A 14747-nucleotide genomic window follows, 5' to 3' on the forward strand; every position below is an offset into this window, starting at 1 on the left:
AGGGCCAAAGCCCCTGACCCTGGGGATGCTGTCGGTGGTTTTTCTTGTCCATTGTAAGTATTGCATGGTACTAAATGTTTAAAAAGTATTAATATAAAGATATCAATAAAATTATTTACATTTTTATACTATGCCCATAGCATCATATATTACTTAACCTTACAATAATTTTTTTATTCTTGCTGCTTCTTCAAACTCTAAATTTTCAGCATGCTCTATCATTTGCTTTCTCAAATCATCCTTATTAGTATTTACTTTCGGTTCTGCTATTGCCCTCTCCTGTAAGGTGTTTGATATAGGTTTTATTATAGTCTTCGGGATAATATTGTGCAATATATTATGTTCTTCTTGTTTTTTTCTTCTTCTTTCGGTCTCTTTTAACGCACGGTCCAGAGAACCAGTGATTTTATCTGCATACAAAATTACTCTACCTTCAGCATTACGCGCAGCACGACCGATCGTTTGAATTAATGAAGTTTCCGATCGCAAAAATCCTTCTTTATCAGCATCCAAAATTGCAACCAACCCACACTCTGGAATATCAAGACCTTCCCTCAGCAAGTTAACACCTACTAAAACATCGATTTCTTTAGATCTCAATTTGTATATAATTTCTATTCTCTCCAGCGCAGCAATATCAGAATGCAAATAACTCACTCTCATATTCAATTCACTCATATATTCAGCTAAATTTTCAGCCATTTTTTTCGTCAATGTAGTGATTAAAACACAAAATCCCTTCCCTATTGTCACTTGTGCCTCATGAATTACATCATCAATTTGACTCTCTATTGGTTTTACAATGCAGATTGGGTCCGTAAGCCCTGTTGGACGGATAACTTGCTCTATAAATACATTACTGGTCTTTGCCAACTCATACTTTCCGGGAGTGGCTGAAATGTAAACAGTCTGCGGCCTAACTCCCTCCCACTCTTCAAATTTTAATGGACGATTATCAAAAGCGGAAGGGAGCCTGAAGCCATAGTCGATCAATTTCTTTTTACGCGCCTCATTACCACTGTACATCGCACCAACCTGAGGAACGGTGACATGACTCTCATCAACAAATAAAATTACGTCTTTGGGTAAATATTCAAACAAAGTAGGTGGTGGATCCCCAGCTTCCATTCCATAGAGATAACGCGAATAATTTTCAATACCTTTACATATTCCCGTTGTTCTCATCATTTCGATATCAAAATTAGTGCGTTGCTCGAGGCGCTTTGCTTCAACAATCTTATTTTGCGAGTAGTAATAATCCAAGCGTTCATGCAGCTCTTTTTTGACTAGTTCAATTGCCTGCAACAAAGCCTCACGCGGGGTTATGTAATAGCTATTTGGAAAAATGGTGATTTTATTTACGCCTTTGGTAACATTGCCCGTTATAGCATCAACTTCAGAAATTTCTTCTATTTCATCGCCAAATAACGATAAACGCCAAGCTTTATTTTCATAATGGGAAGGAAATATATCAACAATATCGCCGCGCACTCTGAAATATCCTCTCTCAAACCTGGCATCAGAGCGCTTGTATTGAAGATCAGTTAAGTTGCTCAGGAAATCATTAATACGAATTTTATTTCCAACACTAAGCGGTATGATCATGCTGCGGTAGCTCTCAGGCGAACCAAGACCGTATATGCAGGAAACACTGGCAACTACGATCGTATCCCTGCGCTCCAAAAGGGAGCAGACGGTGGAATAACGCAGCATCTCAATTCTTTCGTTAATTGCAGAATCTTTTTCGATATAAGTATCAGTTTGTGGTAAATAGGCTTCAGGTTGATAATAATCATAATAAGAAATGAAGTATTCAACAGCATTATGGGGAAACAATCCTTTCATTTCCTCATAAAGCTGTGCTGCTAAAGTTTTATTGTGTGCCATAATTAATGCAGGCCTGTTTGTCCTTGCAATAACATTTGCCATAGTAAAAGTTTTCCCAGAACCAGTAACTCCAAGCAAAACCTGATCTCTTTTATTGCTATTTAGCCCTGCAATTAAGCTATCGATTGCCTGTGGTTGATCCCCAGCCGGTTGAAAATGTGTAGCGATTTGAAATTCCATAGACTTTACTTACTATCTTTGATTCATTGTATAGTAAACACTATATTGCTTTTAAGATAAGTTGTATAGCTATCGTAAAGCCATAAAACATTAACCAACAATGTCATGCAAGTAGCTGACACTGGAATCTTGTTTCAATGTTAAACAAAATACCATAGAATTCAAGAAGACAATTCCTAAAAAATCCCTACATCCAAAAAAAGGCAAAATGCTGCTTGAATAAGCTAAATTTTTTTAGATGCAAAAACAATAAAACATAGTTGATACTAAAGTTATAGTACTCCTATGACAACGTTACAAAAATTAAGGAAATGGATAGCTCTGATCAATTGGAATAGTATTTTCAGGTACCGGTGGTCAATATGACATTTTTAAAATAAAGATTTAGAACCTGTTTAAAATCTTCTCAATAGAAGAGAAATGAAGGAAAGAACGACCATTTGTAGGCTAGTGTTAAGTTTTCGCTCGCAATTTTTCCACAATCGTCTGCATTTTTCTAACCAAGCGAAAGATCGCTCTACAACCCATCTTTGTGGCAATACAGCAAAGGAATGTAATTCACTTCGTTTTATTACTTCTACAGTTGCTCCAATAATCGTTTTTATTTGAGTTGCAAAATTTTCTCCTGTATAACCTGCATCGACCAGTATATTTTTAACTTCTGAGAGGTTTTCTTTTGCGCTTTCAACCATTCTCACAGCACTGCTAACCCCAGTTGTAAATTAGAAAAAATAGAAAAGGTAAGGAAATAGGGTAAACTCCGAGGTATTTGATATTCATTCCTAAAATAGGAGGTTACCAATGAAAGAAAAAGTAACAGAAATCTTTTGTATAGTCGATGATTTTTGCAATACAGTCGATGAAAATTTTGCAGAAAAACTTCTACCAAGTGGCAAAAAACCAACCAGGACGCCAGAGATTACGCATTCAGAGATTTTTACCATAATATTGCTATATCAAGTGCGACAATTTTAAAATTTTCTATGTGCATTATTTGAAATTATTATACGAATCAGCGTTTCCAAAATTGCCATCCTATAGTAGGTTTATCAGGTTAAAATCGCGGGCTTTATGGTATTTAGCGCTCTTAATGCAATGGTTTTGCGAACAGTCAAAAGTGACAGGGATTTCGTACATAATCTATCGCTGTTTGCCATCCAAAAAGGACCTCGAGAAACAAAGTTTTCAAAGGGTTGGCAAAGATTGGAAAGACTACTTATGGGTGGTTTTTCGGTACATCTAGTAATCAACGAAACTGGCGAAATTCAAGGGGTTACGGTGACAAAAGGCAACGTTGATACCTGTGCCAAATTTAACTCAGAAATTGACTGGATTATTGTTTAGAGATAAAGGATATATCAAAAAAGATCTTTTTCACGAATTATTCGATAGAGGGTTAAAGCTTGTAACCAGTATAAAAAGGGTATGAAAAACTCATTAATGGTGCTAAATGAGAAGATTTTGTTAAGAAAAAGATCGATTATTGAGACAGTTTTTGGCTCTCTGAAAAACAAATTTGAGATTGAGCATACTCGCCACAGATCACCGATAAATTTTTTGGTACACATTTTTTCTACGCTTGTTTCATATTCCATGCAGCCGCTGCATTTCTAAGCTTTACTTCGTTGGCTAATCCGCAACTGGGGTATATCTTACTATTACCCACAAATAAAAACATAGTATTGTATTTACTCAAATAATTTAATTTTATTAACCTGAAAGCTTATTAGATTAAAATTATTAAACTAAGAGTTATAATTTTAGCAACTAAAAGCTGTAAATTGCACCATATAAACAGTTATTTCAAGCAAAAGTTATGCCATTAAGAGCTATGCAACAAACATTTATATTTGCGGGTAATAGTAAGGGGGTATATAGGGTTGACACCAAGGCAATATTCTTCTGGAAAAGTTGATCGGCATGGCAGCATATCAAAGATGGGACCAGCGGAATGTAGAAGTATGTTATATGAAGCTGCACAAATAATGCTTACAGTTACCAAGAGGACATTTAAATTAAAAAACTGGGGTTGCGAAGAAAAAAGGAATGAAAAAAGCAATTGTAGCAGTAGCAAGAAAATTAGCTGTAATTATGCATAGGATGTTGGTTGATAAAACAGAATTTTATTATCAATAAATATCAAAAGAGCATAGGACAATAATTTTATTGAAAATAAAGATAGCAATGCCGATGGAAGGGACAAGCAAGAACTTAGTTAGACTTCGTGGTAAATATGTTGCCGTCCACTTCCGCCTAACAAGTATGATGCGGCTTGACAAATTTATTGTCATCTCAGACCGCGGAGAGAACCATATGCTACTTTTAACTTATGTAAAATTACCAAGGATTATGGAGAAGATATGCTGTTTTGATTTGTGTGAAAATTATTGTTGACTTATGTGCAATTAGAGAACCTAAGTCACTTTAGCTATATATAAAAGGTTTAAGTGGTTGTATTGATGTATCTTTGTATTAAAAAACACCCAATAAGCAGAGTTGTAAGTGGAATAAACCACAAAATGTAAGTGCTAGATTTTATAGGCGGTACGATTATAATTGAATTGCCGTAAGAATTTTTTAACTCTGAGATTATCTCTTCATCTGTGTATCCATCATTGATTTTTTTACGAATTGCTTCTCGCATATCATACGCGATCTGAGATCCAGATTCAGACAATGATTCGCCAGAACATATTGGACACCTTATTATTTCAAATAAACTTGTTGCTCGTTTTTCCATGCTTTTATCTCTGAGTTTATTATCCAGAGTAAAAGCGTTTACGCCTGAGTGGAATATCAATATGAAAAGTAAACTAACTACTGCTCTCATCCTTGATTAATTGGGTTATTTTACTGAGCTGGTTCATAAAATCAGTGGTGGATAACTTTCCAATAAAGCTTGACCCTACATCATCATCGTACTTTATTGAAAATTGAATGCCATCATCAGTTGTTTTTTCTGATAAGGAAGACATTAATTTTTCAAACGCATCTGAAGTTTTTGAGTCACCAATCATAAACGAGATTAATTCTTTATAATTTGATATAGCCACGTTGATTTTGTCTTTAAATGAAGACGTAACCAAATTATAATTTCGCACTCCACCATCTGCAGCAAGAGAAAAATTATTACTTTGAATTAAAAATTTCTCTATGTTGAAATTAATTCTGGAAGCTGAGATGTGGTTTACAAATTCGTAATCAAATTTAGTGTCGATACTAAGGTAACTTTCAGGACTTGCAGTATTTTTATACCGATAAGTATAAAAATCAAATCCTAGTTTAGTATTTCCACTTGGTTCTTTATCGAGGTGAAATTGAATGTAATTGCTTTTATCATTCACTTCAGTTATAACACTTTGCTGATTTTCTAAAACATCACATTTTAATCCATAATCTTCGTAACGAAGTGTATCTATATAGTCTATCACGGTACTATTTTTGTTGAATCGCAATGAAGATGGTAAATCGTTTAGTCTAACAACAAAGTGGCTGCTATCGTTTGTGTGGCATTTTATATTCTTTTTCTCATCATCATGAACAGCAATGTTGACTTCATTGCTTGGTATGTAGATATATACTGATTTATCAAACAATCTATTTTTTATCAATAAAGCATCAGATGAAATGGTTAATTGCTCATTGGAAAATTTTGGGTTTGTCACACGAAAAATTAGGTTAGAAGGAAATCCACTAAAATCATGTGAAATATCAAATTTTTCGTCGTTAATGTATAGTATTGTTTCAGCTAAAAGATTTTTTACCTTACATGCAGAAAAATACCAAAAACCACTATACGCTACAGGAATAAACAAAAGTAAAGAGATGATAATATAGATAAAAATCTTACGCATGATTCCCCTGTTTATCTAATGATATGTTTCTTGTACCCCTTGGTATGGTTACACACAAGCCGTCGATATCTTTTGTGATTTTTATTTGGCATCCAAGCCTCGACGTCTCTGTTAAGCCGAAAGCTAGGTCTAACATATCATTTTCCTCATCAGATATAGGGTTATGTATTTCTACAGCATTATAAAACTTTGGATCAACAATTACATGGCATGTAGAGCAAGCAAGAGAACCTTCACATGCACCTTCAAGCAGATCTGGATCACTTCTGTGGGCTAAATTGAGCAGAGTTTCTCCCTCTGCAGCTTCATAGCTTTTCTTACTCCCATCAGGTAAAATAAAAGTAACAGATGGCATATTATTCCTATTAAAATCCTTACTAATTTCTTTATATCCTACAGGTAATAACTAATATTTGCAAACTCTTTACAATTCCAGTACCTATATTTCTTGTTATCCAAGTAGCTCTTTGTTGTCATCCGAGTAGCTGACACTGGTTCCTTTATGACGGCAGTGCCCTCTTCTTGTCATCCCAGTGCCCTGATTACTTGGATCCAGAAAAAAGAATGGTGTCATGCAAGTAGCCTCCTTCTCCTGTCATCTGAGTAGCTGACACTGGGATGACACCCCACTTAACCGTCATACTGCCGCGGTATCTCTTAGCCGCTAACAAGCAGCGGGATAACGAGCTTATCGTCACGCCGTCGCGAACCGTCATACCGCCGCGAACCGTCATACCGCGATTCATTCGCGGTATCTCAGCCGCTAACAAGAGATCCCGCTAACAAGCAGCGGGATGACGATTGTCGTTTAGCCATAAATATTAAGAAATTTACCAAATGAAAAAAAGGCAAAAGAAGCCCCGTGGTTATTATCTGCTTTAAAATATTGGCGTTTTTTATGTTTTAAACGCTTGACAAGCGAAATTCAGCTGCTTTTAATTGCAACTAACCTACGCTGCAAATGTTTAAGAAATTTACCAAGCAGAAAAAAAGACAAAGAATCCCCGAGTTAGCTAGTCTTTTACTATCTCTGTCGAGTATTGGCATTTTTTGATGTCTTGTAACGCTTTATAAGCGCGTTCAGCTTATTTAGATAAAAATCTAGATGTAGATGAAGTTTTGTAAAGACATACAGTATCTATATACTGCAAAAAATTGAACATAAGACGCCGATACATTAAGTAATCCTTACCTTTTAATCTGCAGATTGGCGAAAGCAAATACAATAGCTTCAGTTTCATGATAAGGGCGCTGGCGGAGTTTGTCAAGCAAGTTTTTTCGTTTCTATTGAATGACAGTTATAACCTACGCAAGAAGTCTGTTGTAGTTTGTACGATATCTTTATAAAATGGTTCGCATAAGTTATCTAGCAGTGCAACTAAACAAATACAAAAATCAAAACGTCGCGGTTTTTGGTCTTGGTAAAACTGGTTTATCCGCCATTAACGCTCTAACAAAGAGTGGTGCAAGAATATATGCATGGGATGATCATGAAGAGCAAATAGCAAATGCAAAAATGATGTATAAAAAATGTAATTTTATTCATCCCAAGGAATACAATTGGCATGAGATCAGTGCATTGGTTTTAAGCCCTGGAGTGCCAACAGAGCCACATTGGATAGTAAAACTTGCAAGGAGATTTGATTGCAAAATAAAATCAGACATTGAGCTATTTCTTGAAGCTAAAACTACGAACCAGAAGGTAATAGGCGTCACAGGAACAAATGGTAAATCAACCACTACATCACTAATAGGGCACATATTAAAATCTGCAGGGAAAAAAGTAGCTATTGGTGGAAATTTAGGCGTTCCTGTTTTGGATCTAGAAAGAGATGCAGAAATTTATGTAATCGAACTCTCCTCTTTTCAATTGGAGTTGATGAATGAAATTAACGTGGACATTTCAGCACTGCTCAATATTACACCAGATCACATAGATAGGCATGGAAGTATGGAGAACTACATAGCAACTAAATTAAAACTGATAAACGGTAGTGAGGTTGCCGTAATAGGATGTGACAATGAGATTACTGCTGATATATTCAACAAATTCACTGGAGACAAAATTCCAATCTCAGTAACATATTCCCCGATGTCATTCCAGCGCGTGACGCTGGAATCCAGAAAAGAAAAACCATTGCCAACTACTCAGATGACAGAGGGTGGTGCAAGAGATCTAATATCATTGGCAGGTAACAATTTGCTTGATTATAGTGAACAGATTACTGGTATAGATCGAAATTATCTGGATCCCAGTGTCAGCTACTTGGATGACAAAAGGGGCACTGGGATCCAGAAGATCTCGTTAAAACTAGAGAATCATAGCTTATCAGTAAGCGACGTGAAAATAAACCTAATATCCAACGCAGAAAACATAGCAGCCACATATGCCGTATGTAAGGTACTTGGAGTAGATAGCAACACTATTATCAATGGAATCAAGTCCTTTTCAGGACTGAGGCATAGGAATGAACTGCTTGGCAAAATAAGAAATGTGTTTTTCGTGAACGATAGCAAAGCAACTAATGCAAAATCGAGCGAAAAGGCGATCTTATCTTATGAAAACATAAATTGGATCGCTGGTGGAAGAAGCAAAAAAGGTGGAATAGAATCATTAAGCAAGCATTTTACAAGGGTTAGAAAAGCTTTTCTTATTGGAGAATCAACCGAAGCTTTTGCAAATGTTATGGAGAACAAAGTAGATTATGTTAAATGTTGCAATCTAGAAGATGCATTCAGATTGGCTTTTGAAGAGGCCTTAAATAGCGCAGAAGAAGTAACAATATTACTTTCTCCCGCGTGTGCTTCTTTTGATCAATGGAAAAATTTCGAGGAACGTGGTGAAGCATTTTGTAGAATGTTTGAAAATCTCAGGTACAATCACACATGCTGTTTAGTATGATGTTGCGTGGAACAAAAGTTAATAATAGATAAGCTAATTAGGGTTATTCCATTTGAAGGGATAAGCGATGAAACCCTATTAAAGGTGTGCACTGACCTTAATCTAGCTAATAGCTTTTGCAAATTTCAGAATGGAATATATAGCGCTTTGGAGCACATAGCAGAGGACTTAAATAGCTCAATGGAAGCTGAACTAAGGAATTCTAATTTAGAAGATATGAAAGTGCGAGAGCGAGTAAAGTTAGCCATTCAAATACACCTTTCAAACTATGCTAAGCTACCGAATTATAGAGAACTTTTAAAAAATGTTTTATCATTCTCCGTATCACCAAAAAATACATATTTTTCTAGTAAACTTTTATACAGAACTATTAGTGCGATTTGGTATGGCATTCATGACCAATCAACAGATTTTAACTACTATACAAAAAGAGCAATATTAGCTGGAGTGTACTTAAGTACGATACTTTTTTTTATCAATGATTATTCAGAAGATTTTGCGGATACTTTATCGTTTCTTGATAACCGTATCAACAATGTCATGACATTTCAAAAATTCAAAACTCGCTTAAAAGGAATCATAGGAAATTTCTTATAAGCTATTGATTGTTGGTAGAAAAGTACTTGAGCACGATCCTGAAAAGGTTTGTGAAAATAAAAATATTCATGCTGATCATAAAGAACATTTAGTTTATTGTGAGGATAATAATGGTACAACAAAATACACCAGTTACGAAGAAAAAGAAAATAAATTTATTGAAGAAGCACATGAATATTTAATAGACTCTGAATTTAATAAAAATTTTGATCTAGGGCAGTACAGAATAAGTAATTTCTCCGGAAACTTGACGAAAATAGAACTGGAACTCATCAATGAAAAGTATATGCAAGTTCAAGTTAATAGAGAAAGAAAAATTATTCTCGCTATACCGTAGGTGCGTTCCAAGATTATACTGAAGTTTTTATTGCACTCAAAATCTTCGTTTTTCCTAATCTCTAGAATTATCAATGCATCATCACTTAACCAGCCTGAGTGAGCTAGTCCATTCAACGTTGATTCAACTAGATTGCTATTGTAAGGTGGGTCTATAAAAACTATGTCACATTTTGAAATAGGTTGTGGTAAGCAGTTAGCACTGCAGCAAATTAGCGTAACATTGTCCGTAATTCCAAAATCTTTTGCTGTTTTTTTAGGCAATTGCAAATTGTAATAATCTGAATCTACCATAAATGCATGTTTAGCGCCGCGAGAAAGCGCTTCAAATGAAAAAGAACCACTACCACAGAATAAATCAAGTACATTCAAGTTATAAATAGGTTTTCTTGAGGAAAGCATATTAAATATTGCTTCTCGGACAATACTCATAGTTGGCCGTGCAGCTAAATGCTTACCTGTAGTTATTTTTCTTCCGCGATATTTGCCTGCAATGATGCGTAGCATATTAAATAAGCTCCAAAATAATTAATTATTTATACTATATGATTAATGTCAATATGGCTTTAGCAGTTTAATAGAGAGAAGCTATCGAGTCGCTTGTAAGAAAAACACAAACACAAGACTCATCAGTTATCTTTTTCTGATTTGCCTGCTGCATTAATTGCTTGACCAATCTCATCTTGTAAATCATCATGATCATTTTTTTCATCATGATTTAGCCCTTCAATTCTGCTTTCTAACTCTAACTTAATTATAGTATTGATTTTATCTATATTATCAAGAAAGCCTCTACATTCTTCTTCACTATACTCTTCACCAGATGCTTTTTTTTCAATAAATAGGTTTTTAAATCCTGCTAGATCAGAATTCTGATCGGTATTTAGTACAACATTTCTCTCTATGAAGCTAAGATCTGACAGCAGTAAGCTAACCTCTAACAGATCTTCACTTTTCACGCTTTTAAGGTCTTCAAGACTTTCTAAAATACTAAACACCTTAATCCTTTCTTGTACAATCTCTTTGTCTTCCTTATCAAATTCAGACAATAAACTATGATTATCTACAAATTTCTCACTCAAAGCTTTATTCAATTTAGCAAAATTGACATCCTTGTCAAGTGATGTGTTATCCCGCAACAAGTCTACCCTTGCCCTACGCGCATTTAAAATGTCGTCGTAGTCATTTAACTTTATGTTGCCATCTTTGTCTTGCTGCAATTTATAATAATCAAGGCCTTTGAAATTTTTATTAGTCTTCATCTTCAATCCTCTTCTCATCTCCTTTTGCATCTGGTTTCCTCATTGGTTCCGGTAATTTCCTTTTACTGTCTTCTCGATTTCTTTTTTCCTCTCTTTCAGCACGTTTTTTTATAGCTTCCTGGGTATTCATTTCAAAAAGTGCCTTAACGTACTCTTCTGGATTTTTTGGTTCTTTAAATAAAGGCTTAAGATTATAAACTTCGTCTTTTCGATCTCTTTCTTCTTTTCTTCTAGCTCTTTCAGCACGTTTTTCTACAGCTTCTGGAGTGTTCATTTCAAAAAGTGGTGAGAGGTTGTAAACTTTATTTTGACTTCTTCTGCCTTCTCTTTCAGCACGTTTTTCCATACCTTCAAAAGCAGATCCAAAATCATCAATTTCATCTGGGCCTTTTGGTTCCGTGCCTAAATTTCGTGTCACTTCATTTGATTGATCAGGCTTATCTTCTTCTGTTGGCTGATCATGCTGTAGTTGATTAGGCTTGTCTTCTTGTTCTGTGCTTAGTTCTCGTACTACCTTATCTGGCTGACCTCCCCCTCGTAGTCGAAGAGGGTCGCCTTCTTCTAGTGGCTGATCATGGTTATCTCTTACTAGTTCCGTGCCTAACTCTCGTTCTACTTTATTTGATTGATCAGGATTGTCTTTTTCTGGTTCTCTCTTACGGCCGATAGTGTAATCATGAAGCTTCTCCAAGAAATCTCGCCTATATTCTTTTGCTCTATAGAGTAGGTTATGATCATAGCCATGCTTTCCTATAGAGTCAAGACCATGCTCCCAAGTAAATTTCATAGCATCTTCTATTGTATAGCCCAAATGTGATCCTACGTATCCTTTATAATAATCTAAATATTTACCGATCCTTCTGTGTGTAATATCTTCCTTATCAACTCCAAATGCCCTGTAAATTTTTTCCTCGAGCTTATCAACATCATTTTCAGGCGATGTTGCAAACTTCGTTGCTTCAATAGTAGCACCTACAAATTTACGTGGCACATCAATAGCGTATTTCAGCACTCCTCCAACTCTTGGTACTCTCCCCAGCAGATTAGCTGCACCTCCGGCTAATCTATCCGGTAAATGAGTAGCCCAACTGCCTAAAGACTCAAGTCCTCTACCAGCAAAATTTTGCCACTGCTGTTTGAATCCTTCCATTATGCCAGTCAAAGGCGATGCCTGATACATACTAGATATATTGTAAACGCTGAATCCACCACCAGCGATACTTGAGCCCATTTGTTGTACGAACGTGCGTAAGGAGAACATTAAAAATGAAAGCAAGAATAACACAAAGATTTCCCCTGCATTGATTAAATAACCTCTCTGTATGTCTTGCACCCTTTGGTAATCGCTATTTTCTTGATAATTTTTGCAATCCTCACAATCTTTACATTTCTGACAGTATTCACTGTTGGGATCCTTATATAAATCATGAAGTTTCAGTATTCTACAACCTTGTTTTTCTACCGCACTCCGCACTAAAGATCTTATTTCATTAATTATTTCCCTATAACTATTGCATTTATTTATATCTTGACAGTAGCGTTTTATTATTTCACTAACATCACCTATCCTTTTCTCTATATTGTTGATCAGTAATATAATGTCAGCCCTCTCTGATGCATGAGATAAACTATTTGTTAAGCGCACTAGATCTTTTTCACTACAGCCATTACTAACTACCATATCACTTTCTGCAATATAGTGGTCTGCTGGATTATCTTTAGTTCCAGGCATTGGATTAAAGAAAGGATAATCTATATAACGAAACCCTTTTATATGTTCACCATTTTTATCTTTAGGGTAATCCGGTGGAAGCGGGATATATCCAGCGCCTCCAGTAAATTTTATTGTACCACCTTCTCTGCTTATCTTTTCTATACCTTCTATACTTTTATCTATGTTAAGAGAAGAAGCTTCTCCAAGAGTGTAAGGTACAAAAATTTGCCCTGGGGTCCAACCAAAGTACTGCTTATCAACGATACAAAAACCGCCAAACACCCATTTTGGAGCACATAACTTTACCTCGAACCATTTATTGTAGCATACAGTAAAACCTAGTTGTCTATAAAAGGTGTTCATTATAATAGCAGCCAGCAATGACAGCAGGGTAAATATCATAATCGACTGTAAACAAAAGCTTATACAGAATTTTATCCAACCTTCAAATAGACTTTTCAGCGGTGAAAATAAAATAGAGATCAGGAACAGTGGCATGATAGCTATAAGAAAAGCTATACCCATAAAGCCAGAGAGAAATATTATGTAAGCATACAAGCACAACAAGAAGTATAGCACAATCCCTATGAAAATTGCCGGTATCATAAGAAGGCTTGCCCACATTTGGTAATGTAAAAACGCTGCAAACTTTTTCCAAACAGAATAAGCAAAAAATTTATTGAACATGTCCTCCATGAAGCTAAACAACTTAGCTTCATCTCCTTGAGCAATACTTCCGGTGTTCATGTTGGGAGCAAAGTTAGTAATTACACTTATCAATTGTTCAAGACCTTTAACGAATAAAACAAGAAAATGATCATAGAAAAATCTAAAACTTCCAGGAGATATAAGCACTATTACTAGAGTGATTTTCATCATTCTGATGAGCATATCATGCTTAGTTTCTCGTATCATGCCAAAAAGATAAAGAAGCGATGAAATCATTACAAATAGAACAAGCAAGGAAAGAACAAAATTGTGAAAGCTCGTACTTTTTTCAGCTATATTTTCGAACATAGCTTGTGCAACTGCAGGATCATTGCTATTAAAATGTTCTTTGCAATTTTCGTTAATCAATAATACACATTTTAGATAGTTATAAATGTAATCAAAAAACCCAAAACTACTTGGCTGCTGCACTCCACTTAAGAACTCAAAAGAGTAGCCACCTACATTATCTAAGTAATATCTATCTAATATTTTTACATATATTTTCCATCCCTTTTTTAATTTCACCGGGTTACAATTTCTGTCTTTTAATTTAGTGCTATCTCTGTCTAAAGTAAAAAGACCGCTCCCATTTTCTGCCACGGAGTTGTAACCTAGATGTACAGTAGGATATTGAGGATCGCGCATTAACTTTAGATTTTCGTTAGGATCATCTTTCCCCGTTTGAAACAAAAGATAAGCACCATGACCATTGGTAAACCAACATGGAGCACCACGTGATACTGTATTTGCGCTATCATCTTCATTAATGCACTTGCAATTTACAGTGCAACTTGTATCAGACTTACTTGAAAATTTTTGTATGCTAGGTTTATAATCATTACAAACTAAGTGAAAATTAGGTAAACTATTATCACTTTGTTTACCTTCAAATTTAGTTGCATATTTTAACTGCTCCAAGCTTTGTAAGGTATAACTGCCTTTTTTAGATTCCTTCTTGTTATTATTACTCCAAGATGTCCATGCACCATTTACTCGCACTATTAAGCTATCTCCATTGGTTTCTAATCCAGTATCTTTCCACTTCACCACTTGGTTATGGTGAAAACCAGAATTAATTTCACCAGTGTCAGGATCAATAACGCTTTCATCTTCACCTTCTGGAATAAAAGCATCATGATCGCTTGAAAAATGAGCGCTTACTGCAATAGGTTCAGGACCAAAATAGTCAGCAGATATGCACCTTGGAAAAGGCATATCGTTCTTACTACAACCTGTGATCAGCACATAAGCTGCAAGAAGTAATACCCTAAACCAACATTTGCCTAAACGTGATTGCATATCTA

14 protein-coding genes and 3 pseudogenes are annotated in these 14747 nt (G+C 35.4%); 8 read left to right on the forward strand and 9 right to left on the reverse strand.

Annotation, left to right across the window (positions count from 1 at the left end; genetic code table 11):
* Nucleotides 1-159 precede the first annotated feature (159 nt).
* Both uvrB and INQ25_RS03290 read right to left on the reverse strand, forming a co-directional pair.
* On the reverse strand, nt 160-2067 hold the full coding sequence (gene uvrB, locus INQ25_RS03285) for an excinuclease ABC subunit UvrB (protein WP_213863052.1): 1908 nt from the start codon (nt 2065-2067) through the stop codon (nt 160-162).
* A gap of 395 nt (nt 2068-2462) precedes the next feature.
* Nucleotides 2463-2783: pseudogene (locus INQ25_RS03290) on the reverse strand (transposase); the annotation flags it as partial.
* Nucleotides 2784-2868: 85 nt separating this feature from the next.
* Here INQ25_RS03290 and INQ25_RS06785 point away from each other — a divergent pair.
* The 5 genes and pseudogenes from INQ25_RS06785 (at nt 2869) to INQ25_RS03300 (ending at nt 4166) form a co-directional block, all read left to right on the forward strand.
* Nucleotides 2869-3042 carry a hypothetical protein gene (locus INQ25_RS06785; RefSeq protein WP_010082315.1) on the forward strand — a complete coding sequence of 58 codons (174 nt, stop codon included), beginning with the start codon at nt 2869-2871 and terminating at the stop codon, nt 3040-3042.
* A gap of 96 nt (nt 3043-3138) precedes the next feature.
* Nucleotides 3139-3411, forward strand: coding sequence for a hypothetical protein (locus INQ25_RS06955; protein ID WP_022626362.1), 273 nt, complete (start codon nt 3139-3141; stop codon nt 3409-3411).
* Nucleotides 3371-3552 (forward strand): annotated as a pseudogene (locus INQ25_RS06795) (transposase); the annotation flags it as partial. The gene INQ25_RS06955 and the pseudogene INQ25_RS06795, both read left to right, overlap by 41 nt.
* Nucleotides 3529-3681 carry a transposase gene (locus INQ25_RS06800; RefSeq protein WP_369408987.1) on the forward strand — a complete coding sequence of 51 codons (153 nt, stop codon included), beginning with the start codon at nt 3529-3531 and terminating at the stop codon, nt 3679-3681. The pseudogene INQ25_RS06795 and the gene INQ25_RS06800, both read left to right, overlap by 24 nt.
* A gap of 266 nt (nt 3682-3947) precedes the next feature.
* The gene (locus INQ25_RS03300) at nt 3948-4166 is read left to right on the forward strand and encodes a transposase (protein WP_213863053.1); all 219 of its coding nucleotides are present in this window, start codon (nt 3948-3950) and stop codon (nt 4164-4166) included.
* A 344-nt stretch (nt 4167-4510) separates the two neighbouring features.
* On the opposite strand, the gene INQ25_RS03305 is transcribed toward INQ25_RS03300, so the two are convergent.
* From INQ25_RS03305 to INQ25_RS06615, 4 genes are all read right to left on the reverse strand, one after another.
* Nucleotides 4511-4897 (reverse strand): cytochrome c-type biogenesis protein, encoded by a 387-nt coding sequence (locus INQ25_RS03305; protein WP_015589263.1) that lies wholly within the window; start codon nt 4895-4897, stop codon nt 4511-4513.
* Nucleotides 4881-5921: a hypothetical protein gene (locus INQ25_RS03310; protein ID WP_213863054.1), complete on the reverse strand. Its 1041-nt coding sequence runs from the start codon at nt 5919-5921 to the stop codon at nt 4881-4883. Before INQ25_RS03310 ends, INQ25_RS03305 begins: the two co-directional genes overlap by 17 nt.
* A complete protein-coding gene (locus INQ25_RS03315) occupies nt 5914-6276 on the reverse strand; it encodes a ferredoxin family 2Fe-2S iron-sulfur cluster binding protein (RefSeq protein ID WP_077188202.1) in 363 nt (120 codons plus the stop codon). The genes INQ25_RS03310 and INQ25_RS03315 overlap by 8 nt, the downstream gene beginning before the upstream one ends.
* A 96-nt stretch (nt 6277-6372) precedes the next feature.
* Entirely contained in the window at nt 6373-6495 is a 123-nt protein-coding gene (locus tag INQ25_RS06615; RefSeq protein ID WP_007549233.1) for a hypothetical protein, read from the reverse strand.
* Between the two features lie 774 nt (nt 6496-7269).
* On the opposite strand from INQ25_RS06615, the gene INQ25_RS03320 reads away from it, so the two are divergent.
* From INQ25_RS03320 to INQ25_RS03330, 3 genes and pseudogenes are all read left to right on the forward strand, one after another.
* Nucleotides 7270-8823, forward strand: a complete 1554-nt coding sequence (locus INQ25_RS03320) for a Mur ligase family protein (protein ID WP_007549232.1) — start codon at nt 7270-7272, stop codon at nt 8821-8823.
* Nucleotides 8824-8829: 6 nt separating this feature from the next.
* A complete protein-coding gene (locus tag INQ25_RS03325; protein ID WP_065106633.1) occupies nt 8830-9420 on the forward strand; it encodes a COQ9 family protein in 591 nt (196 codons plus the stop codon).
* 22 nt (nt 9421-9442) lie between these two features.
* Nucleotides 9443-9757: pseudogene (locus INQ25_RS03330) on the forward strand (hypothetical protein); the annotation flags it as partial.
* On the opposite strand, the gene rsmD reads toward INQ25_RS03330, so the two are convergent.
* From rsmD to INQ25_RS03345, 3 genes are all read right to left on the reverse strand, one after another.
* On the reverse strand, nt 9715-10263 hold the full coding sequence (gene rsmD / locus INQ25_RS03335) for a 16S rRNA (guanine(966)-N(2))-methyltransferase RsmD (protein WP_006280837.1): 549 nt from the start codon (nt 10261-10263) through the stop codon (nt 9715-9717). The pseudogene INQ25_RS03330 and the gene rsmD sit on opposite strands and share 43 nt — an antisense overlap.
* A gap of 122 nt (nt 10264-10385) precedes the next feature.
* Nucleotides 10386-11018 (reverse strand): WD_0853 family protein, encoded by a 633-nt coding sequence (locus tag INQ25_RS03340; RefSeq protein WP_010082417.1) that lies wholly within the window; start codon nt 11016-11018, stop codon nt 10386-10388.
* On the reverse strand, nt 11008-14742 hold the full coding sequence (locus INQ25_RS03345) for a TrbL/VirB6 family protein (protein WP_213863056.1): 3735 nt from the start codon (nt 14740-14742) through the stop codon (nt 11008-11010). Before INQ25_RS03345 ends, INQ25_RS03340 begins: the two co-directional genes overlap by 11 nt.
* Nucleotides 14743-14747: the final 5 nt, after the last annotated feature.

This window comes from Wolbachia endosymbiont of Rhagoletis cerasi (assembly GCF_018454475.1).
GTDB lineage: Bacteria > Pseudomonadota > Alphaproteobacteria > Rickettsiales > Anaplasmataceae > Wolbachia > Wolbachia pipientis.

Excerpts from the sequence above, each read along its gene's own strand:
- uvrB (WP_213863052.1), bottom strand. The coding sequence starts at position 2,067 with ATGGAATTTCAAATCGCTACACATTTTCAACCGGCTGGGGATCAACCA.
- INQ25_RS06785 (WP_010082315.1), top strand. The coding sequence starts at position 2,869 with ATGAAAGAAAAAGTAACAGAAATCTTTTGTATAGTCGATGATTTTTGC.
- INQ25_RS06955 (WP_022626362.1), top strand. The coding sequence starts at position 3,139 with ATGGTATTTAGCGCTCTTAATGCAATGGTTTTGCGAACAGTCAAAAGT.
- INQ25_RS03305 (WP_015589263.1), bottom strand. The coding sequence starts at position 4,897 with ATGAGAGCAGTAGTTAGTTTACTTTTCATATTGATATTCCACTCAGGC.
- INQ25_RS03310 (WP_213863054.1), bottom strand. The coding sequence starts at position 5,921 with ATGCGTAAGATTTTTATCTATATTATCATCTCTTTACTTTTGTTTATT.
- INQ25_RS03315 (WP_077188202.1), bottom strand. The coding sequence starts at position 6,276 with ATGCCATCTGTTACTTTTATTTTACCTGATGGGAGTAAGAAAAGCTAT.
- INQ25_RS06615 (WP_007549233.1), bottom strand. The coding sequence starts at position 6,495 with ATGACACCATTCTTTTTTCTGGATCCAAGTAATCAGGGCACTGGGATG.
- INQ25_RS03320 (WP_007549232.1), top strand. The coding sequence starts at position 7,270 with ATGGTTCGCATAAGTTATCTAGCAGTGCAACTAAACAAATACAAAAAT.
- rsmD (WP_006280837.1), bottom strand. The coding sequence starts at position 10,263 with ATGCTACGCATCATTGCAGGCAAATATCGCGGAAGAAAAATAACTACA.
- INQ25_RS03340 (WP_010082417.1), bottom strand. The coding sequence starts at position 11,018 with ATGAAGACTAATAAAAATTTCAAAGGCCTTGATTATTATAAATTGCAG.
- INQ25_RS03345 (WP_213863056.1), bottom strand. The coding sequence starts at position 14,742 with ATGCAATCACGTTTAGGCAAATGTTGGTTTAGGGTATTACTTCTTGCA.